We start from the raw sequence: 20,513 nt of genomic DNA, 5'->3' as shown, positions 1-20,513 counted from the left end.
GTGACCTTCAGTACAATTGCTGAAAGCCAAGAAATGAAAAACCATTTCAGCAAAGGAAAGAATTTGATCGAGAACGTGTTAATTTCCCTTCGAGACATTTTGGAAAATGAACATATTCCGCTGCCCTCATCGGCAGATTATCAAATTTTTGACGTGGACACCCCTCCATTTTCCGAGAAAATGATGCTGTTTTTTGTAAACACTTGCCTCGGCATCTTCTGCTTCACCATGATCAGCCAGGCCCTGACCTCCAGCCTAAGATCCGATATTGTCATAAAACTGCTGAGCATAGCCAAAGACATGTCTCTCTTTTACGGAAAAGGCCTGCTGATTGCCATAAAGGAAAAATGGCTCGAACAGCCGCCACAGCCAGCGGGGAGACGGGTATAAGAGTATTCACCATTCTGTCACATCTTTCTCCAATCTCCCTGTCTTTTTCCCCCTTTCATTTCGATTATCAGAGATGAAAGGACGGTGCAAAGATATGAATCTTAAATCAGGCAGTGTGGACCAGTTTGAACAGTTTTCTCAGTTTAAAGATCTTCAGGAGTTTAATGCCCATCTGGAAATGTGGCTTGCTGTACATAAAAATGAGTTTTCAAAGGGAGAACTTGTTGGGCTGAAACGGCTTGTTCGGTTTGCCGCGAAGGTTCCCGGTGTTTCCAATGCAAAGATCGGGACCATTTTAAAAGCCATTCATGCTGAATACAGCGGCAATGGCATTTCCCGCTCCACTTTTAAAAGAATGATTGCCAAGGCTGCAACCCTCGGCATCTTTACAGTTCTTGAAACGGAAAGAAAAAACGGCTCTCAGTCCAGCAATTTGTATGTATTTAATTGTTTCCCCAAGTGTGAACCACCAAAAAAGAAAAAAATGGACCACCCTAATAAAACTATCAATCTTTCTAAAACTAATAAAAATCAAAAGAATACTAAACGTTCCGAAACCGGACTTGGTTACAGCTTTACCAGTGATCGTGTTCCAAAAGCATTTGTGGAACTTGCCCGTTACTTTTTTCCGGAAGCAATGCAGATTGAAGAGTTCTGGAGAATGACAGCCATAGCCGCTTACAAGCACAATTGTGAACAAAATATGAACGTGGTGCTGGATACAGCTAGCCATGCTTTTAAACAGCTGATCCGGAAAATAAAAACCTGTACAATCGCCCGTCCTATCGCGTATTTCTATGGAATTTTAACGAGAAAATTTGAAGAGCAGTACTACGAAGAATTATTCGAAATGGGCTTTTCAGCGCGTGAAGAGGATTTTTTTGCGAAATTTTTTTATAAAAAATAAAAAAACTTCGTTACTGCCCGTAACTCTCAAGTTAGACCCCCTAAGTCCGGACTTAGACCCCCTAACTCCGGAGTTAAGGGGGGTTAACCGCCGATTTACGGCTTTTTCCCTATTCGCAAAAAAATGATGAAAAAGCTATGTTTGAGCTACCCGGGAATACTAGAGAGCGCGCTTTCCTGAAGGGAATCCAGCATGGAGAGCTTTGAGCAAGTGGCAGCACAATTTGAACCGATGATTCACCAGATTATTCGTTCTTTGAGCATTTATAAAAATCAGGAAGAGTATTTTCAAATCGCCCTCATTCGGCTTTGGGAGGCGTGGACTCTATTTGACCATACAAAGGGAAAGTTTCTGACATTCGCCTATACCATCGTTAAACAGAAGCTGATTGATGAATTGAGAAAAACCAGGATGCAGAAAAACAGCACTGTCACCCGGAGTGAAGAATTCTGGTCATCAGCGGAATCTTCCTATACGCCTCAGCCACTCGAAGAAGAGCAGCTTCTTTCTTACTGCAGCAGCCTCACCAAAAATCAGACCATGTGGGTTCTATCGACTTTCCTCTATGGTTTGACAGTCAAACAGATCGCCGAACAGCATGGAGTAACAGTTTCAGCGGTAAAGGCCTGGAAAAAAGGCGCCCTGACAAAACTTAGGATCACACTTAAGCAAGATTAATAAAAAAAATTTTCCGCACCCTGTCTTTTTCCAGCCTTCATTTCGATTATATAGGTGAAAGGGAGGTGAGCAGAAATGGCACAGGCAATCATCATTGATTCAAAGCTTCGCCTGGTTTTTGAAACAGGATTGAACGGACAGGGCAAACCTGTCTACAAATCAAAAACCTACAACAGCGTGAAGCAATCCGCTACAGCGGACCAGCTTTTCACAGTGGGACAGGCAATCGCCGGATTATCAAGCTACCCGCTGACTGAGCTGAACAGAAATGACAGCTTCGAAATTTTAGGCTAATTCTTGTTGAAAATAACCAAAGCAGGAGGTGAAAAAAATGGCGAAGACACTTGAAATGACATTTGAAACGGAACTGGGCAAGGAAACCAAATTATCGGTTGACAGCCCGAAGGAGCCGATTGATCCGGCAGCTGTGAAGGCAGTGATGGAACAAATCATTGCAGTGAACGCATTTGACGGCAATGGCGGTGATCTTGTTTCTGCCAAAGGCGCTAGATTAGTAGAACGCAATGTAACAGATTATGAATTAATGTAAGGGAATGAGGCCGGATTCTTTAGAACCCGGCCTTTTTAAGCTTGTATAAAAGAAAGGAGCATGCATGATGGAACAAATGGTCACCCTGATCAGTGAACTCGGCTTTCCGATTGTGGTCACGCTTTTTCTGCTGAACCGGATCGAAGCCAAGCTTGATGTGGTCGTGTCCTCAATCCAGGGATTGCCGGATCGGCTGAAAGAATAGAAAAGCGGAAGCGCCTTGCAACTCCCAACGGATAGGCGCTCTGGCGCTTTTAGTCATGCAGTGATAAGGCTGTCGATGCTTTCCTGCTAGACAGAATTTTAATACTTATTTTAAAAAGGTGGACTCCCATAGTAAGGAGTCCTATTTTTTCGCAATCGGAATCCAGATTTCACTGCGGAAGGTGGGCGAAGCGGTATCTTTGCTTTCATTCCAGAGAATTTCCGGCCCTTCTATTTGCTGATAAGATGATGAAGGGAACCATTCTGAGTAAATCCTTCCCCAGACATCCTGAAGCGTTTCCGGAAATGGCCCCACTGCTTCAAATACCGCCCATGAACAGGCCGGAACCTCAAGAGATGCCATCCCCTCCGGGCATCCCTTTGCAGTGGCAGCTCCGATGTAATGGTCCAATTCACCCTTTTCTTCCATTCTGCCTTCAGAAAAGTTGGCTGAAGCACTGATCAGGCCAAATGGCTCTGTATCTGATAAACTCTTGAGGCTAAGAATCATTTTTTCATCTAAGCTCTTCCACATGGCTGCAATCTCCGGATTCACACCGTTAAAAATGATCGGCACCCTCTTCTTTAAGCCCACAATCCGAAAAGCCTCTTTTTCTTCTAATCGATAGTTCATTTCAGTTCCTCCCTTAATAGATAAATGGAAGGTCATCGGCGGATAAGCCTTAAGGGCGTGGCCATTGCTCCTGGCTTCTGAAGGAGTGATGCCATGAAGCTGCTGGAATGCTCTCGTAAACGCATCAGGCGAGCTATATCCATATTTGAGCGCTACATCAATGACCTTGGCATTCTTATCCTTCAGATCGAAGGCAGCCAAAGTCAGCCGTCTCCGGCGGATATACTCGGCAAGCGTTACCCCGGCAAGAAAGGAAAACATTCGTTTAAAATGGTATTCCGAGCAATACGATATCTTGGCTGCTTCTTTGAAGTCGATTTCATCCGTTAAATGCTCTTCAATATACCTCATCGCCCGATTCATATTTTGCAGCAAATCCATGTTGATGACCTCCTTGTATCTGCAGAATAGCAGGAGCTGATGGTGTGAGCCCGACAATCCATGCACAAGAATGCAGGGTTGCGTTACTCATTTTTATATTTCTTTTTTAATGTGTCAGAGAAAATTGCCCCGCCTGCCATTAAGAATAAAGGCCCGAAATTCCAGAAAAACGATCCGCGAAGAGGAATTTCCAACGCAGTAAAATGATTGAGAGCTAAAATGCTTAGTTTAATGATTAGCATGGCGGACCCAATCAAAAATAAACAATCAAAGAATACTTTCAGCCTTGGATAAGCCAGTTGCCTGCTGTCCTTTATCACTTGCTCTGTCAATTCCCCGTCACTCCTTATTAATTCATCAATCGTAACCCCAAACAGATCACTCAGTTTAATAATAATTTCAATGCTGGGATAGTTCTGCCCATTTTCCCATTTGGAAACAGACTGGCGGCTCACAAACAGCTTTTCAGCCAGTTCCTCCTGTGACCATCCTTTCTCTTTCCTCTCCTTTTTGAGCTTCTCGGCAAAAATCATATTCACAATCACCTTTCTTCAAATCGATACTCCATTATGGTAAAATCTTTGGCCAAAAGTAAAGATAGGAATGGTTGCCGGGGCCGCACGCATAGGTTGCAGAGGTTTTACACGTGCTTTTACAGCAAAAAACCCCAACCACCGAGGTTAGGGTTAAAGGAAGACCGAATGTTAAGCTTTTGAAAGGCTGCCTCTCATATCGGGCTTATTGCTCTGCTTTTTAAGAATGACACTCGTAATGACAAAAATGAGAATGAGCACAAGCTGCGGTATGGCAGATTCCCAGGTTGGATAAAAGCCCATCCAGTTAATGATCGGTAAGCTGCTGATCTGGGTGGTTTCCAGCTTATTGGTGATCTGCAGGGCATGTATGCTTACCCCCAGGATCTTAAAGGCCAGGAAGTAAATCAGAGCCGTCGCAATCTTAAAGTAAATGCCAAACGCTATTTTTTTGCTGTAGCGGATAAACAAGAAGGCAAATAAGCTTAATATCACAACAGCAGCGCCTATGCCCGTCAGCAGGTTTCCTTTGCTGATTGAAGGGGCCATTCCGGCATAAAAGATGATCGTCTCCGCTCCTTCTCTAAAAATAGACAGGAAGCTGACGAGAGACATGGAAATAATGCTCCCTTTTGATAGAGCAGAGCCAAGCTGCTTTTCAATATATTGGTTCCATGCTTTCATATTTGATTTTTGGTGCATCCATATGCCGACACCAATCATCATGACCACGGCAATTATGCCTGTTACGCCTTCGATTACTTCCCGGTTTGCTCCCGCTGTGGCAGACGAAAATACCTGGCTGATGAAAACGGCCGCAGCGATGCTCATGATGATTCCTCCTGCCGCTCCAGCCCAGATCCACTTCTGCTGGTCCCTGGCATTCGCTTTGTTTAAGAAAGCGATGAGCGCCGATACGATCAGCAATGCCTCCATGCCTTCGCGAAGCATGATTAAGGCAGCATCCCAGAATGTATAATTTTGTTTTTCCTGAAGCAGTTCGATTGCCTGTTTATGCTGCAGAATTTTCTTTTGAATGGCATCCAAATCTGCATGGGAAGAAGACAAATTACCGGCAATGACAGGAATTTCACTTTCAAGCTTTGTATATAGGGACCCGTTCCTAGTCCGCACATCTCCTTCTACAGATGGCCAGACTGTCAGAAACTGCTGCAATCCTTCAACAGCTTCGTCTGTTCGGCCGCTTTTAACTGCCTGTGAAACTTCTTCCAAAGTATCAGCTAAAGTCTGCAGAGTATAATTGTTTTCTTCTGCTTTAATTTCTTTTCCAGATACAAACTCGCTGAAAGCAGCGGATAAGGAATCACTGATGCCCTTCATTTGGGCAAAATCCTTTTCATCCTGTGTTAAGGCGATCCGCAAAAAGCCCATTTGTGTTTCGATTTTACCGTAATGAGGAATGCTTTGGTCACGGACCATTTTTTCCTTGCGATTCCACATCGCTAAAAGATTCTTATATTGATTGCTGACTTCTTCTGCATTTTCTTCCGTTATGGCTGCAGATAAGTCCTCCAGAATGGGGTGAAAGGCATTTTTCACTTCTTCCCGCTGTTTCCCTTTGTCTACAGGATTTTGTTCTTTTTCAAAACCAACCAGAGCATGGGATACGTTCGTTAATGCCTGAAGCGTCTCCTCTTTCTGATGATCTTCGAGAACACCCGTTAACTTTGAAATCGTCTGGCCGACCTTTTTTGCTTCTTTGCTGTCCGTTTTCTCCACTTGCTGCCAGGACTGATCAAGCTCCGCACCAAGCTTTTCTGCTGATTCCCAGTCATCGGCCTTCACTTTCATAATGGCATCTCCGACTAAAATAAACAGGTCGCTGTAATTCTCTTCAGCGTCAGCGATTGGCGAGAAAAACATGAACAAGCATGATACTAGAAAAACCAGTTTCTTCATTTTAGCATCTCCCTATTCAAACAGCCCGGCACCAAGATAGCTTCCTTTTTTCACACCAGGAAAGCAGGCAAATAGCGCGCTGCCGCGATGGGTTATATATTCATTTAACTTGTCCATACGTCCAAAACTATTCTGAATGTTGATGAATTGCTGCGGATTCTTCTGGAACGAGATAAACAGCAGCCCGGCATCAAAGGATCCCGTGTCAGAATTGATTCCATCCGAGTAGGAAAAAGAACGCCTAAGCATTCGGTCTTTCACTTGTCTTGCCAAAAACACATGTGAATTTTCAGGAACAACTGACTTTCCATTTTCTTTCCGCTCTATTTCCATATCAGAAAACTCATCGCTCTTCCCAATAGGTGCCCCGGTGTCGCGGTGCCGCCCAAAGGTCGCTTCCTGTTCGCGCAAAGCTGTACGATCCCAGGTTTCAAGGTGCATTTGAATGCGTCTGAAAGCCAAATAAGATCCTCCGGTCATCCAGTTCTTTGATTCACCCGGCTTCACCCACACGACCTCTTCCATCTCTTTGGGATCATCCACATTAGGGTTGCCTGTGCCATCTTTAAAGGCAAACAAGTTTCGGGGCGTCATCTTTTCTTTGTCTTTCATTCCATAAGAATTGAAGCCGGTCTGTGACCATCTCATCGTCACAAGGCCCCTCGCCGAACGGATTAAATTCCTCACCGCATGGAAAGCAACCTGCGGGTCGTCGGCACATGCCTGAATACAGATATCTCCGCCGACATACCGCGGATCAAGCTGATCTTTTGGAAAATGAGGCAAATCCTTTAGTTCCTGCGGCTTCATATGTTTCAGTCCAAGCTCTTTTTTCTCAAATAAACTCGGGCCAACTCCGAAAGTTAAAGTCAAATGTGAGGCATCAAGTCCCACAGCTTCTCCTGTATCGGGAGCAGGAAGCAGCTTATTCGCTGAATCGGGTTCAACCATCTGCCCATTCATTAGCTGTACACCATACAGGGTCCAAAGCTGGAACATTTCTTTCAATTCAGCTTTAGATTTGGCTGTGCAATTCAAGGACACAAAGTAAGCATGTTCAGGATTTTTCGTCAGTATGCCTGATTGATGCTTGCCGTAGAAATCCACTTTGTTCCTGGTTTCCTGGTTATCATCCACGAATGGAGTTTCTCCAAAGGCGGTTAAGATTCCCGAGAATCCAGTTGCCCCCAGAATCATGCCCGCACTTCCGATCCCTGCGGTTTTCAGCATTTCACGGCGGGAAAATCCTTTTTTAAATAAAGATTTTTCGTCTTTCGTGCTCATTTTGATCACTCCACAACAATGGCCATTTGACTTAAAGGTTCTCCTAAATTATCAACCGCTGCCGACAGTGCTTTTGTATCTTCCTGTGTCAATTCCTCGTAGGATACATAACCGCCTTTTCCATCCTCGTACTTAGCAAGCTGCTCATCCAATACTGTAAAGTTTTCATCCAGTTTCTTCACAAGATCTGCGTCTTTTTCCGTCAGCTTCTCTTTGAATATTTCAAAGATTTTCTCTGCGCCTTCCACATTAGCTTTAAAATCATACAAGTCGGTATGAGAGTAAATTTCCTCTTCACCTGTTATTTTGGATGTGGATACTTCGTTTAAAAGATCGACTGCCCCTGTAATCATTAAATCTGGGGTCACTTCAACCGTTTCTACCTTCGCACGCAGTTCTTTTACATCCTTCAGCAGCTGGTCAGCTGTCTCTTCATACCCCACTGTTGTGCCTTCTTCCCAAAGTCCATACTCAAGTTTATGATAGCCTGACCATTCTTCTTCTCCTTGTCCTTCTGCCTGGATGTCAGCCAGACGGGCATCAATTCGCGGATCAAGGTCGCCAAAGCTCTCTGCAATCGGCTCTGAACGTTCAAAATACATCCGGGCTGGTGCATAAAGCTCCTTCGCCTTTTCCACATCTCCGGCCTTCACCGCTTCTACGAATCCTTCTGTAGCCATTACAAATTCATCCAGCTGCTCAATAGCAAACTGTTTATATGTACTAACCTCCTTTTCTGTGCTGCTGGCTTTTGTCTGAGCACTTTCTTCTTTTTCAGCTGTTTCATGTGAAACATCCTCACCGCAGCCAGCTAAAATACCGCCTGATAGCATCAATAAGCCTGTAACTTTTATAAACCTATTCATATGTAAGCCTCCAATAATATCAAACTATTATTCCTGCCAATAATGATAATCATTATCAATACATTAGTCAATACATTTTCTGTCAGCTGTCAAACGATCCTACTACCATTAATGGAAGCGTTTTCTAGTCCTGTTTACAAAAAAGAACCTCCAACCCGCATGTGGGTCAAAGGTTCTATATTTCTGAGAATTAGTTATAAGCAAGTTCCTGCTGCTTCTCCTTTTCGCTAAGCCCCAGCACCTGCGCTGTAGAAGTGTGAATCTCACGGAAAAGATCAGGGTTCTCGGACAGTGACATGCCATAGGACGGAATCATTTTCTTAATTTTAAAATGCCACTCTTCCATATGCTGCGGGAAGCATTTATTCAACACTTCAAGCATGACGTTAACCGCTGTCGAAGCGCCCGGAGAGGCTCCGAGCAGGGCAGCAACCGTGCCATCAGAGTCGCTGACTACTTCAGTGCCGAATTGCAGGGTTCCTTTTCCTGCAGGCGTATCCTTGATTACCTGTACACGCTGGCCTGCTACCACGACACTCCAGTCTTCACTCTGTGCATTAGGGATAAACTCGCGCAATTCTTCGACGCGCTGTTCATGGGAAAGCATGACCTGCTGAATCAGATATTTTGTCAGCCCCATTTCTTTTGCACCAGCTGCCAGCATGGTGATGACATTATTCGGTTTAACAGACTTGATCAGGTCCATATTGGAACCTGTCTTTAAGAACTTTGGCGAGAAACCGGCAAATGGCCCGAACAGCAGGGATTTCTTGTTATCAATAAACCTTGTATCCAGATGCGGCACGGACATTGGAGGTGCACCTACCTTGGCTTTTCCGTACACTTTTGCATGATGCCTCTCGACAATTTCCGGTTTGTTGCAGACGAGGAACAGTCCGCTTACCGGGAATCCGCCTATATGCTTGGATTCAGGGATGCCCGTCTTCTGCAGCAGATGCAGGCTTCCGCCGCCGCCGCCGATAAAGACGAACTTAGCCTGATGGTTTTCGGTTGTGCCGCTTTCCATATTTCGAACTTTTACATTCCATGATCCATCGCCAGCACGCTTTAAATCCTCAACGCTGTGCTGATAATGGACATTGACATTTTTACTCTTTAAATGGTCAAACAGCATGCGCGTTAGCGCACCGAAGTTGACATCCGTTCCAGAGTCGATTTTGGTAGCTGCGATTGGCTCGTCCGAAGTGCGGCCATCCATCATCACCGGAATCCATTCCTTCAGCTTTGCAGGATCATCTGAAAATTCCATGCCCTGAAACAGCGGATTAGCTGACAGCGCTTCCAAACGTTTTTTCAAAAACGACACATTTTTTTCCCCTTGAACAAAGCTCATATGAGGGATTGGCATAATAAAGTCCTGCGGATTGCGAATCAGGTTGTTTTCTACAAGATAAGCCCAAAACTGTCTGGAAAGCTGAAATTGTTCATTTACATTAATCGCTTTAGTAATATCTATTGATCCATCGGATTTTTCGGATGTATAGTTAAGCTCGCACAATGCAGCATGTCCCGTCCCTGCATTATTCCATTCGTTAGAGCTTTCTTCTCCTGCGCTAGCGAGCTTTTCAAACACTTTGATTTCCCACTCAGGTGCTAACTCTTTCAGTAAAGACCCCAAAGTCGCGCTCATGATTCCGGCACCAATTAAGATAACGTCTGTTTTGTTCTGTACGCTGCTCATTTTAAACCTTCCTTATCCCAGATATTTGCCAAAAACTGCAGGCGCTCTGCTCAGGTGTCACCACTAGAAAGGCATCACCCAAGGACACACCTTTTCCGTCACACAAAATACACATTCTATTCTATTATAATGATTGATCGGGTAAGATAGCTAGTATTATCTGATAATTATATACTATTTTAGACAAATTAGAAAGCGGCGCAGGGTTTTTCGGAACTAAAACAGCAGACAAAACAGTTCCAGTATTGGAAGGTTTGTCTGCTGTTTGGTAAATTTATGTCTTTTTAAGGATTTCCTGCACTTCATCCAGGCAGGGAAGACCGGTCATGGCGCCTTTCCTGGTGACAGCTAGGCCTCCTGACACATTTGCGAAGCGAATCATGGAGGCCATCTCGTCATGCGAATGATCCTCTAAAGCTTTAGGAGAGTCATTTATGCAATAAAGGAGTCCGGAAACGAATGCATCTCCGGCACCGGTGGTATCCACCACCTTGTATGGCAATGCAGGAATTTTCCCGATCTCATCTTTATAGCGGAAGAGGCAGCCGTCACCGCCCATTGTAACGATTGTCAGCTGATTTTCAGGCAGCCGGGAGATTCCTTCTTCCATATCACTGCATCCGGTTAAAAAGGTGAGCTCCTCCTCCGAAATTTTTACAATATCGGCATAGGGAAGAGTCGCCATAATTTCTGCTTTTGCCCTTTCCTCGGAATCCCACAATCCTAAGCGGAGATTTGGATCATAGGAAATAAGCATATCCATTTTCCGGGCTCTCTTCACCGCTTGGAGGGCTGCAGTTCTCGAAGGCTCATGAATCAGTGAAATCGAGCCAAAGTGAAAAATCTTATATTCTTCTAAAATGGACCAGTCAATCTCACCTTTATTCAGGAAACGATCTGCACTTGGGTTAATATAGAAACTAAAATCCCGCTCACCAGAAGGCTCTAACGTCACAAACGTTATACCCGTCCGCGCTTCATCCGTCAGTTTCATATATTGTGTATGGACCCCATACCCCTTCAAGGTATCCTTAAGAAAGTGACCGAGCACATCGTCTCCGACTTTCCCAATGAAGGCGGCCTTCCCTCCAAGCTGCGAGACTCCAACCGAAACATTAGCCGGTGCCCCGCCCGGAGCCTTTTGATAGGTAGAATTATCAGAGTCCAGGGGAATAAAATCTATCAGAGCTTCCCCTAAACATAGAACTCCTTTCATAGTACACCTCATTTAAAAAAGTTATTTATCCTCAAGATTCCACATGGATACCGAAAAGCCTGCATCCCCGCTAAAGAAAATCGTTTCATCCTCAGAATCAGGAAAATATCGTGCTGTGAACACTTCCTCTCCGCCATTTATGAAAATTTCCAGTGAAGACTGGTCCATAAACACATGCAGGTTGGATAAACTTTTAATTTTGCAGGTTCTTGACTCCTGCATTCCTGATTTTACATTTCTTCTTTGCAGCTGGATTTCCTTTTGATCCGGGTTATAAGTAAGAGAAGCCTCATTCCGGAAATCCATTTTGAACATTCCCCTTACATTCTTAAAGAATTTCAGCATCAGTTCTGCAGTTTTTCCACTTATTCTATCCAGCTGCAGCCTTTCTCCATTTATCTCCACATTCTGGAGCTCCGTTTTATCTTTGCGGAGCTTTTTTAATTCTTCCACAGGAGTCTGTATAAGCCTTCCGTTTTCCATTTCAAGCACTCTTGGCATGGTCAATGCGTGGATCCAGCGATAAGGGACAGTCGGCTGGCTGGATTCGTCTTCATCTGTAATGCCCATCCATCCATAAAGAATCCGCCTGCCTGAATCGTCCTTAAACGTTTGCGGTGCATAAAAATCAAAGCCGCGATCCAGCTCAGCAAAGGAACCATGTTTAAACATCGCTTTTTCGTAATCAAGCTTTCCGGCAAAATACCCTGATTGAAAAAGGTTATGGTATTCATACCCGCTCGGCTCAAGCCCCTGCGGTGAAACAAGCAATATTTCCTGGCCATCAAGCTCAAATAGATCCGGACATTCCCACATATAGCCGAAGTCTTCCAGGCCATTCATCCATGCGCCGGCAATCTTCCCTTTTTCCTCCCAATGGTATAAATCCTTCGAAGCAAACAGGACAGCCTTACCCTCCTGATTGGGGGTTTGAGCCCCAACTACCATATAGAAGTGCCCATCCTTTTCCCAGACCTTCGGATCCCGGAAATGAGCGGTATATCCTTTTGGCAGCTTCAGGACTGGCCCTTTTTTTTCAAAATGGATGCCATCCTCAGAAACAGCAAGACACTGATAAGTTTCTCGCTTGCCACCCTCCGACTTCACATTTCCTGTATAAAAGAGATACAGCTTTCCGTCATGCTCTACCGCACTTCCAGAATAGCAGCCATTCCGGTCATACCACTGATCAGGAGCGAGCGCGATAGGCTCCTCCTTCCAATGGATGAGATCCCTGGATGAGTAATGTCCCCAATACTTGGCACCATGGGCAGTGTCAAACGGGTTCCATTGATAAAACACATGATAAACACCCTTGAATTGGTTTAAGCCATTGGGATCATTCAGCAAGCCAACAGGCGGCATGAGATGATACTTCAGCCGGTAGGGATCCTTTTGAACCAAATGCCTGTTTCTCTCCGCTGCCTCGCTGGCCTTCTTGATAAAATCTATTTCAGTCATATTAGAACATCCTTGCTGTTGAAAATTTCTGTTACTGTCCCTGTTCCACTTCTTTCTTTGCCTTATCCGAGTAGCCGAACATCCAGGTCAGGGCAAAGGCCACTGCGATGGCAATCACATTGACTAAAATGTACTGCAGAACCTGGCCATTTAAGTAAAGAAGGGTGCCTGGAATAACCGTAACTGCCATTCCTGTCGCTTTCAGCTGTAGCAGGGAGGCAGCGAACCCGCCGGCAGCTCCGCCTATCAGTCCCATGACAAACGGCTTGCCGTAGCGCAAATTGACACCGAACAATGCTGGCTCGGTTATTCCCAAAAACGCGGATAAGGCTGATGGGAAAGCCAGGGCCTTTAATTTGGCTGATTGTGTTTTTAAAGCGACTGCTAGGGTTGCACCGCCTTGTGCTGCAACGGCACATGTAACAATTGCGTTGTAAGGATTGCTTTTATACTGAGCCAATAGCTGAATCTCCAGCATATTGAAAATATGATGAACACCTGTGATAACGATAAGCTGATTAAGGCCCCCGATAAGAATGCCGCTGATCCCGAACGGCCATGAGAGCACAGTAGTAGTAACATCCAGGATGCCTTGCTCCACCATATGAAACAACGGCCCAATGACAAGAAGCGATAATCCAATCATGATCAGAAGGGTTAAGAATGGGGTAATAATTAAATCCAATGCATCCGGCACCCGTTTTCGAATGACCCTCTCCAATTTTGCCCCAATAATCCCTGCAATAAAGGCTGGCAGGACAGAAGCCTGATAGCCAACAACCGGAATGAATCCAAAAAAGTAAATCGGTTCAACATTTCCGCCTGCCACATCCCACGCATTTGGCAGAGAAGGACTCACGAGCATCAATCCTAGGATTAAACCAATGATCGGAGTCCCGCCAAACACTCTAAAGGTTGACCAGGCAACAAGAGCCGGGAGGAAAATAAATGCCGTATCCGTCAGTACCTGCGTGAATAAAATAAAATTTTCTGACACATCAGATGCTGTCATGCCAAATAAAGCGAGAACTTCCTCCTGCATCACCAGTCCGCGCAATCCCATAAAGAGCCCTGTTGCAACAAGGACTGGAATGATTGGCACAAATACATCCCCGAATTTCCGGATCGCCCTTTGGAAAGCAGAACCGCTTTTAACCGCTTCTTTTTTCTGCTCTGATGCTGACATGGATTCAATGTCCAGGCCGGATACTTCTTCATAGACTTTATTAACCGTTCCCGTGCCAAAAATAATCTGATATTGACCTGAGTTGAAGAAAGCTCCTTTTACCTTATTGATGCTTTCAACTCTTTCCTGATCAATTTTTTCCTTATCATTCACCATGATCCGCAGCCTGGTCGCACAGTGGGCTACTGAGTGAACATTCTCCCTGCCCCCGACAGCGTCAATTAATTCTTCTGCAATTTTACGATACTCCGACATTCTATTCACCCCTATTTTCATATGTTTGTGGAATCGATTCCACATTCGATAAAAAATAATGGAACGTTCCATTGTGAAATCGATTCCATAAAAACAAAAATAAAAGTGTAATCGATTAAACCTTCGTATGAAATCGATTACACAACCATTATATACTTTCTCTTTCTACAAGTCTATATCTAATTTTCCGCGTTATTTCCGGTTCATGTTCCCCTTTAATTTTTTGAAGAATTAGTAAGGCTGCTTCCCGGCCTGCATCTTCAAAGGAAAAATCGATGGTTGTTAAGGCTGGGGTGATATATTTAGAAAGCTCGGATCCGCCCATGCCGGCTATCGCAACATCACCGGGAACGGAAAATCCATTTTGCCTGAGATACTGTAAAGCGCCAATCGCCAGACGGTCTGTCACAGCAAGGACCGCTTGCGGTTTATCTTCAGCAGATTCCATGATGCCCTTCATGCAATCAGATCCGGAGTCTATATCGAAAATCCCCTTTTGCAGCCAGCTTGCTTCAACCGGGAGCTCATGTTCCTTCATTGCATCGAGGTATCCTTTTTTCCGGAGGTAGCCCACCGCACGATCAGCTTCATCCACACCTATAAAAGCAATTTTTTCATAGCCCTTCTTAATTAGCAGGCCAGCCATGTCCCTCGCAGCCTGATATTCATCAAAAATGACATTCGTCAATTCTTTCGCATGCTGACCCACCATAATAAAAGGGATTTTCAGCTGACGGATCTCCTGAATCAATTCCGGCTGCACGTTTGTAGCTGACAGAATCATGCCGTCCACATTCCTGCTTTTGAGAAGCCGTATATATTCTATCTCTTTTTCAGCATGAAGATTTGTATTAGCAAGAAGAATCTGATAGCCTTCCCTGGCCAATACATCGTCAATCCCATTAACCAGACGGCTGGACGTTTCGGTGCTGATCTTCGGGAGAATAACCCCAATAACTTTTGTTCTTTTCGTGCGGAGTGACTTCGCATGGGCACTTGGAACATAACCGGTCTCCTCGATTACGTGCAGGACCCTTTTCCTTGCGTCCTCACTCACATAACCTGAATCATTTAAAACCCTCGAAACAGTCGTCCGAGAAACATTCGCCCTTTCTGCTATTTCCTTTATGGTAATCATCTATATCCTCCCGGGCCAAAATAGTCTATTATCATTTTACACAAATGAAGGGAAAAGGAAATAGCTTGTGTGAGGCAGGACGAATATATCCCCATTACTCCAGCCTGATCAGCGCTCGCCGCCGGTCGTGCAGAACCAGGAGAAGAATCATCCCCATCATTACGCCCAATACAATACCGGCCTCCGTAGTCAGCACCCGTGCCAGCGGGTACTCAGGGCTGGACTGAAAATCTGGGCGAATAATAGAAAAGAAGTTATAAGAAAACAGCATGCCCGACGAGATCCAAGCCGCTGCCATGGGCGGCAGAAACCTCCGCGACCCGCGGCGGGTGATCAGCACTAATAGGCCCCACGCACCCACTAATGCCCAGCCGCCTGTACTCAGCGTCAAGAGGCGCCACCACAAATCACGGGAATCCAGCATGCTTGGATCTATGCCAAGGGTGCCTCCTGCCGCCCAGAACACCTTTATGGCGCCGAGGAGAATGCACCCCGCTGCAATGAGTCTGCCCAACGTGACTTGCAGCTGCCTGGTGTGTCCCGGCACCTCCCCGCAGTCGATTGGACCGCCCAGCGCTTCCGGCCACCTCGCCTTGGCATATCCTGCCAAAGCCAGAGGCAGGCAAATACCGGCCCCGACCAGAGAGACCATAACGAAGATCTGCTCGTAAACCCAGAAGTCAGCAGCACCTGCTTCCTGATCAAGAGCCATGGCAGCCGGGCCAAGAACAGGAGCCAGCAGCAGCATGGGAACGAGAAGACCGGTACCCAGCCAGACGGGCAGAGCCACCAGCCACGCGGGCAGCCGTTCACCCCAAGGTCTGCAGAACGCCATCGCCAGCAAGATGCCAATCGCAGCGACAACCGCAGTAGCTGCGTTAATCCCCCGCCAGCCGGCATCGCCCATTTGCTCTGTTGGAAGAAAGAGGCCAAACGTCCAGGCGATTTTAATCAGCAGATAAGGAGTCACCGCTATGGCGGCGCCATAACCAAAGATTCTGCGCATTTTTATCAACCGTGAGGATGCCTGATCTGCATTTTCCAAATTAATCCCTCCTGTTTATTATGATTATTCAATTTCTTCACAAATTTACCTTTTACGTACATGGATTTCACACCAATAGTACCATTGGAATTGTATTCCATTCAGTAACCTTTAATGTATTAAATACTTCTTCAAAATTGGTAAATAGTAAATAAGCCTTGACTTTAATTTTAAGAAGAGGATTTTAACCCAGGTGTTTTTTAGCAGGCCTCTATTATTTTTTTGATATTTTAGAAACTTCTTATAAAATAAACCTAGAGGCCAAAGAAAGGAAGTGGATGATGTTAGTTAAAAGAAGATCCGAGCCGCATGAATTAATGTCTATGAGATATTTAAACACCCGAATGGAGTTATCTGAAAAGGAAAAACTGCAGTATTCAAACCTTGAAAAAGGCTATGAAGGGGAGCTGCAATTCGACCATCTCGCAGAAGGCCTGCAGGAAGAGAGATTAATCATCAATGATTTGCTATTGGAGGTAAACAACTCCTACTTTCAAATTGATGCCTTGATTATTTCAGAGAGTATAATCCATCTATTAGAAATAAAGAATTTCCAGGGAGACTGGTACTTGGAATCTGACAAGCTTTATACCGTGACCACCGGCCGGGAATATAAAAATCCCATTTACCAATTAAAAAGAAGTGCGGCCCTGCTCCGCCAGCTTCTCCAAACTCTCAAGCAAAATTATCGCGTGGAAGCCTCCGTCATTTTCATTAACCCTGAATTCACCTTATATCAAGCCCCGATGGACCAGCCCATTGTTCTGCCAACCCAAGTCAACCGCTTTATGAAAGATCTGAATAAAACTCCTTCCAAATTAAATGATGGACATACGAAGCTAGCCCAACATTTAATGTCATTACATCAGCCTAAAAACCCATTTACTGTATTGCCCAAATATCACTTTGAACAGCTGAAAAAAGGGATGCATTGCAAAACCTGTCAATCTCTACTGCTAACCATAAAAAACAAGGACCTCATATGCGAAAAGTGCGGAGGGCATGAAAAGATTGAACAAGCGATTCTGCGGAATACAAAGGAATTTAAGCTCCTATTTCCTGAACGAAAGCTTACCACACAAAACATCTATGAATGGTGCAATTTAGATTTAAGCAAAAGAACATTCTGCAGAGTATTAAAGAAAAACTATACGGCTTTCGGCAGTACAAGTAATACTTATTATGTATAAACTTTATTGATTAGATCATTTGAAGACCATCTGGGGAGACGGGGTCGGACAGGTGCTCATGGGTCTCCTGTCCAAGGGGGACTGGGTTCGGACTTACTCTCCTCGATTTCTGCTTCTCCTGTCTGAAATTGTGCCGAGTTCGGACTCACCCTCTCCGGTTTCTACTCCTACTGTCCGAATCAGCGCCGACTTCGGACTCACTTCCTCCGATTTCTCCTCCCACTGTCTGAATGAGTGCCGACTTCGGACTCGCTTCCTCCGATTTCTCCTCCTTCTGTCCGAATCAGCGCCGACTTCGGACTCACTTCCTCCGTTTTTTCCTCCCACTGTCTGAATGAGTGCCGACTTCGGACTCACCCTCTCCGATTTCTCATCCCATTGTCCGAATCAGCGCCGACTTCGGACTCTTCCTCTCCGGTTTCTACTCCCACTGTCCGAATCAGCGCCGACTTCGGACTCGCTTCCTCCGATTTCCTCTCTTTCTGTCTGAAGCTGCATCTACTTCGGACTCTTCCTCTCCGGTTTCTCCTCTCATTGTCTGAATGAGTGCCAATTCCAGACTCACTCTCCCCGATTTCGAAGTGCACCTGCAATGACAAAATTCGACACCAGCAAAATAAAGCGTTTGCATTTTCACGATTTTCATTTATAATACTTGTATACAAGTATACACGTATACTTAATGTCATTTCATAAAGGTGATGTTATGAACGATTCTAATGAATTCTTATATCCTCAAAAGTGGCTTTCTAAAGCTTCCGCTGGTGATCGCGTAGCCTATGAGCTTAGAATGCGCATTATTGCCGGCTGGTTTGAAAGCGGTACCACACTTTCAGAAAATAAACTGGCTGGAGATTTTGCGGTAAGCCGTTCACCGGTTCGTGAAGCATTAAGAACACTGGCATCTGAGAATATCATCCGATTAGAAAGAATGGGTGCTGTCGTTGCCGGATTAACAGAAAAAGAAATAGAAGAAATTTATGATGTTCGTCTAATGATCGAAACGTTCGTATTTGAACGTCTCATAAGTATGGATACAAATGAATTAGCAATGGAACTTAGCAAAGTATTGGAAATGATGAAGGTAGCTGTAAAGTATCAGGATGCTGATGAATTTTCTTATCAGGACATCCTGTTCCACGAAATCATCATTCGATCTATTGGCCATTCATACGTCTTACTGATCTGGAATAATTTAAAGCCCGTAATGGAAAGCTTCATTCTTTTGTCCATGCGCGTGCGATTCAAGGAAAATTACGAAGACCTTACTCGGATTTTGAGAAACCATGAACTATATATTGATGCAATCAAAACAAAAGACAGAAACCTCATGATTAAGTCTTTACACGAAAATTTTGATGATGTTCAAGGAAAAGTGGAAGACTTATGGAGATCACAACAAATGCTATCTAAAGGGGTTAAACAACAAGATGACTAGCTATATGTTAGGGATTGACATTGGAACCACCAGTACTAAAGCCGTGTTATTCAGTGAACATGGTGAAGTTATTCAGCATGAGAATATTGGATATCCGCTGTACACACCGGATATTTCGACAGCTGAACAGAACCCGGAAGAGATTTTTTCAGCTGTACTGCAGTCCATAGCGAATATTATGAAAAACCATTCAGATAAAAACCTGTCGTTTGCCTCTTTTAGCAGTGCGATGCATAGTGTTATCGCGATGGATGAAGATCATCAGCCGCTTACGCCAGTCATCACATGGGCAGATAATCGCAGCGAAGCATGGGCACGCAAAATTAAAGATGAATTGAATGGACATGAGGTATATAAACGGACTGGAACACCGATACATCCTATGTCACCATTAAGCAAAATCGCCTGGATCGTGAATGAGCGCCCTGAAATCGCCCGCAAAACAAAAAAATATATTGGCATTAAAGAATATATCTTTAAGAAGCTCTTTGATGAATATGTTGTCGATTATTCACTGGCTTCATGCATGGGAATGATGAATCTTAAAACATTGGATTGGGATGAGGAGGCATTAGCGATTGCAGGAGTTACTCCAGCACAATTATCAATGCTTGTGCCCACTACGAAGATGTTCAAGAACTGCAATCCTAAATTAGCCAAACAAATGGGCATCGATCCTCAAACACCTTTTGTCATCGGCGCAAGTGATGGAGTGCTTTCGAATCTGGGTGTTAATGCGATTAGAAAAGGTGAGATTGCCATCACCATTGGGACAAGCGGTGCCATACGGACCATTATTGACAAGCCCCAGACGGATGAAAAGGGGAGAATCTTCTGTTATGCCTTAACGGAAAATCATTGGGTGATTGGCGGACCGGTAAACAATGGAGGGATGGTTCTTCGCTGGATCCGGGATGAATTTGCCTCTTCAGAAATCGAAACGGCCAAAAGATTAGGCATTGATCCGTACGAAGTATTAACAAAAATTGCAGAACGCGTAAGACCAGGTGCAGACGGCTTGCTATTCCATCCATACCTGGCAGGTGAACGTGCTCCTTTATGGAACCCGGACGTGCGCGGTTCATTCTTCGGATTAACCATGTCACATAAGAAGGAACATATGATTCGGGCAGCGCTAGAAGGCGTCATTTATAATCTATACACCGTGTACTTGGCATTAGTTGAATGCATGGACGGCCCGGTAACCCGGATTCAAGCAACGGGAGGATTCGCAAGATCTGAGATCTGGCGGCAGATGATGTCCGATATTTTTGAATCGGAAGTTGTCATACCTGAAAGCTATGAAAGTTCATGTCTTGGTGCCTGTATTTTAGGATTATATGCAACAGGAAAAATCGACTCCTTTGAAGCCGTTTCTGAAATGGTGGGCGATACCTATAAACATACACCGCATGAAGCGGCAGTAAAAGAATATCGACAATTGCTGCCGATTTTCATTCATTTATCAAGAACGTTAGAAGATGATTACACATCGATTGCAAATTATCAGCGAAGATTAGTACAGCCATAACTAA

At 44.7% G+C, this 20,513-nt stretch carries 20 protein-coding genes; 9 read left to right on the top strand and 11 right to left on the bottom strand.

Translation table 11 applies throughout. The features are described from left to right. Window positions 1-33 precede the first annotated feature (33 nt). The 6 genes from QUF73_18215 (at window position 34) to QUF73_18190 (ending at window position 2,730) form a co-directional block, all read left to right on the top strand. Complete coding sequence (locus tag QUF73_18215; protein ID MDM5228059.1) at window positions 34-390, top strand: DUF3231 family protein; 357 nt, start codon at window positions 34-36, stop codon at window positions 388-390. Window positions 391-484: 94 nt separating this feature from the next. Then, window positions 485-1,297 carry a hypothetical protein gene (locus QUF73_18210; GenBank protein ID MDM5228058.1) on the top strand — a complete coding sequence of 271 codons (813 nt, stop codon included), beginning with the start codon at window positions 485-487 and terminating at the stop codon, window positions 1,295-1,297. A gap of 192 nt (window positions 1,298-1,489) precedes the next feature. Further along, window positions 1,490-1,975 (top strand): sigma-70 family RNA polymerase sigma factor, encoded by a 486-nt coding sequence (locus QUF73_18205; GenBank protein ID MDM5228057.1) that lies wholly within the window; start codon window positions 1,490-1,492, stop codon window positions 1,973-1,975. Between the two features lie 75 nt (window positions 1,976-2,050). Beyond that, the gene (locus QUF73_18200; GenBank protein ID MDM5228056.1) at window positions 2,051-2,269 is read left to right on the top strand and encodes a DUF1659 domain-containing protein; all 219 of its coding nucleotides are present in this window, start codon (window positions 2,051-2,053) and stop codon (window positions 2,267-2,269) included. Between the two features lie 37 nt (window positions 2,270-2,306). After that, window positions 2,307-2,525, top strand: a complete 219-nt coding sequence (locus QUF73_18195; GenBank protein MDM5228055.1) for a DUF2922 domain-containing protein — start codon at window positions 2,307-2,309, stop codon at window positions 2,523-2,525. Window positions 2,526-2,592: 67 nt separating this feature from the next. Then, entirely contained in the window at window positions 2,593-2,730 is a 138-nt protein-coding gene (locus QUF73_18190) for a YvrJ family protein (protein MDM5228054.1), read from the top strand. A gap of 141 nt (window positions 2,731-2,871) precedes the next feature. Here the strand turns inward: QUF73_18190 and QUF73_18185 are convergent, their stop codons facing one another. From QUF73_18185 to QUF73_18135, 11 genes are all read right to left on the bottom strand, one after another. Continuing rightward, the gene (locus QUF73_18185) at window positions 2,872-3,744 is read right to left on the bottom strand and encodes an AraC family transcriptional regulator (GenBank protein ID MDM5228053.1); all 873 of its coding nucleotides are present in this window, start codon (window positions 3,742-3,744) and stop codon (window positions 2,872-2,874) included. A gap of 83 nt (window positions 3,745-3,827) precedes the next feature. Further along, entirely contained in the window at window positions 3,828-4,277 is a 450-nt protein-coding gene (locus QUF73_18180; protein ID MDM5228052.1) for a helix-turn-helix transcriptional regulator, read from the bottom strand. A gap of 171 nt (window positions 4,278-4,448) precedes the next feature. Then, on the bottom strand, window positions 4,449-6,197 hold the full coding sequence (locus QUF73_18175) for an FTR1 family protein (protein ID MDM5228051.1): 1,749 nt from the start codon (window positions 6,195-6,197) through the stop codon (window positions 4,449-4,451). Window positions 6,198-6,209: 12 nt separating this feature from the next. Then, the gene (gene efeB, locus QUF73_18170) at window positions 6,210-7,481 is read right to left on the bottom strand and encodes an iron uptake transporter deferrochelatase/peroxidase subunit (GenBank protein ID MDM5228050.1); all 1,272 of its coding nucleotides are present in this window, start codon (window positions 7,479-7,481) and stop codon (window positions 6,210-6,212) included. Window positions 7,482-7,486: 5 nt separating this feature from the next. Then, window positions 7,487-8,347 carry an iron uptake system protein EfeO gene (gene efeO / locus QUF73_18165; protein ID MDM5228049.1) on the bottom strand — a complete coding sequence of 287 codons (861 nt, stop codon included), beginning with the start codon at window positions 8,345-8,347 and terminating at the stop codon, window positions 7,487-7,489. 190 nt (window positions 8,348-8,537) lie between these two features. After that, a complete protein-coding gene (locus tag QUF73_18160) occupies window positions 8,538-10,049 on the bottom strand; it encodes a malate:quinone oxidoreductase (GenBank protein ID MDM5228048.1) in 1,512 nt (503 codons plus the stop codon). Window positions 10,050-10,323: 274 nt separating this feature from the next. Continuing rightward, window positions 10,324-11,265 (bottom strand): aminoimidazole riboside kinase, encoded by a 942-nt coding sequence (locus QUF73_18155; protein MDM5228047.1) that lies wholly within the window; start codon window positions 11,263-11,265, stop codon window positions 10,324-10,326. A gap of 21 nt (window positions 11,266-11,286) precedes the next feature. Further along, window positions 11,287-12,726: a sucrose-6-phosphate hydrolase gene (locus QUF73_18150; GenBank protein MDM5228046.1), complete on the bottom strand. Its 1,440-nt coding sequence runs from the start codon at window positions 12,724-12,726 to the stop codon at window positions 11,287-11,289. Window positions 12,727-12,757: 31 nt separating this feature from the next. Further along, window positions 12,758-14,167 carry a sucrose-specific PTS transporter subunit IIBC gene (locus QUF73_18145; protein ID MDM5228045.1) on the bottom strand — a complete coding sequence of 470 codons (1,410 nt, stop codon included), beginning with the start codon at window positions 14,165-14,167 and terminating at the stop codon, window positions 12,758-12,760. Between the two features lie 148 nt (window positions 14,168-14,315). After that, the gene (locus QUF73_18140; protein ID MDM5228044.1) at window positions 14,316-15,305 is read right to left on the bottom strand and encodes a LacI family DNA-binding transcriptional regulator; all 990 of its coding nucleotides are present in this window, start codon (window positions 15,303-15,305) and stop codon (window positions 14,316-14,318) included. Window positions 15,306-15,399: 94 nt separating this feature from the next. Beyond that, a complete protein-coding gene (locus QUF73_18135) occupies window positions 15,400-16,311 on the bottom strand; it encodes a hypothetical protein (protein MDM5228043.1) in 912 nt (303 codons plus the stop codon). A 320-nt stretch (window positions 16,312-16,631) separates the two neighbouring features. Between QUF73_18135 and QUF73_18130 the strand changes: the two genes are divergently transcribed. From QUF73_18130 to gntK, 3 genes are all read left to right on the top strand, one after another. Then, a complete protein-coding gene (locus tag QUF73_18130; protein MDM5228042.1) occupies window positions 16,632-17,540 on the top strand; it encodes a nuclease-related domain-containing protein in 909 nt (302 codons plus the stop codon). Between the two features lie 706 nt (window positions 17,541-18,246). Then, window positions 18,247-18,978, top strand: a complete 732-nt coding sequence (locus QUF73_18125) for a GntR family transcriptional regulator (protein ID MDM5228041.1) — start codon at window positions 18,247-18,249, stop codon at window positions 18,976-18,978. After that, window positions 18,971-20,509, top strand: coding sequence for a gluconokinase (gene gntK, locus QUF73_18120; protein ID MDM5228040.1), 1,539 nt, complete (start codon window positions 18,971-18,973; stop codon window positions 20,507-20,509). The genes QUF73_18125 and gntK overlap by 8 nt, the downstream gene beginning before the upstream one ends. Window positions 20,510-20,513: the final 4 nt, after the last annotated feature.

Source organism: Cytobacillus sp. NJ13, assembly GCA_030348385.1.
Classification (GTDB): domain Bacteria; phylum Bacillota; class Bacilli; order Bacillales; family Cytobacillaceae; genus Cytobacillus.
The sequence above is the reverse complement of the archived record's forward strand: the minus strand, read 5'-3'. Positions and strand labels throughout refer to the sequence as shown.

Bases quoted from the DNA above. Each gene is read 5' to 3' on its own strand.
- QUF73_18215 (MDM5228059.1), top strand. From the start codon at position 34: ATGAAAAACCATTTCAGCAAAGGAAAGAATTTGATCGAGAACGTGTTA.
- QUF73_18210 (MDM5228058.1), top strand. From the start codon at position 485: ATGAATCTTAAATCAGGCAGTGTGGACCAGTTTGAACAGTTTTCTCAG.
- QUF73_18205 (MDM5228057.1), top strand. From the start codon at position 1,490: ATGGAGAGCTTTGAGCAAGTGGCAGCACAATTTGAACCGATGATTCAC.
- QUF73_18200 (MDM5228056.1), top strand. From the start codon at position 2,051: ATGGCACAGGCAATCATCATTGATTCAAAGCTTCGCCTGGTTTTTGAA.
- QUF73_18195 (MDM5228055.1), top strand. From the start codon at position 2,307: ATGGCGAAGACACTTGAAATGACATTTGAAACGGAACTGGGCAAGGAA.
- QUF73_18190 (MDM5228054.1), top strand. From the start codon at position 2,593: ATGGAACAAATGGTCACCCTGATCAGTGAACTCGGCTTTCCGATTGTG.
- QUF73_18185 (MDM5228053.1), bottom strand. From the start codon at position 3,744: ATGGATTTGCTGCAAAATATGAATCGGGCGATGAGGTATATTGAAGAG.
- QUF73_18180 (MDM5228052.1), bottom strand. From the start codon at position 4,277: ATGATTTTTGCCGAGAAGCTCAAAAAGGAGAGGAAAGAGAAAGGATGG.
- QUF73_18175 (MDM5228051.1), bottom strand. From the start codon at position 6,197: ATGAAGAAACTGGTTTTTCTAGTATCATGCTTGTTCATGTTTTTCTCG.
- efeB (MDM5228050.1), bottom strand. From the start codon at position 7,481: ATGAGCACGAAAGACGAAAAATCTTTATTTAAAAAAGGATTTTCCCGC.
- efeO (MDM5228049.1), bottom strand. From the start codon at position 8,347: ATGAATAGGTTTATAAAAGTTACAGGCTTATTGATGCTATCAGGCGGT.
- QUF73_18160 (MDM5228048.1), bottom strand. From the start codon at position 10,049: ATGAGCAGCGTACAGAACAAAACAGACGTTATCTTAATTGGTGCCGGA.
- QUF73_18155 (MDM5228047.1), bottom strand. From the start codon at position 11,265: ATGAAAGGAGTTCTATGTTTAGGGGAAGCTCTGATAGATTTTATTCCC.
- QUF73_18150 (MDM5228046.1), bottom strand. From the start codon at position 12,726: ATGACTGAAATAGATTTTATCAAGAAGGCCAGCGAGGCAGCGGAGAGA.
- QUF73_18145 (MDM5228045.1), bottom strand. From the start codon at position 14,167: ATGTCGGAGTATCGTAAAATTGCAGAAGAATTAATTGACGCTGTCGGG.
- QUF73_18140 (MDM5228044.1), bottom strand. From the start codon at position 15,305: ATGATTACCATAAAGGAAATAGCAGAAAGGGCGAATGTTTCTCGGACG.
- QUF73_18135 (MDM5228043.1), bottom strand. From the start codon at position 16,311: ATGCGCAGAATCTTTGGTTATGGCGCCGCCATAGCGGTGACTCCTTAT.
- QUF73_18130 (MDM5228042.1), top strand. From the start codon at position 16,632: ATGTTAGTTAAAAGAAGATCCGAGCCGCATGAATTAATGTCTATGAGA.
- QUF73_18125 (MDM5228041.1), top strand. From the start codon at position 18,247: ATGAACGATTCTAATGAATTCTTATATCCTCAAAAGTGGCTTTCTAAA.
- gntK (MDM5228040.1), top strand. From the start codon at position 18,971: ATGACTAGCTATATGTTAGGGATTGACATTGGAACCACCAGTACTAAA.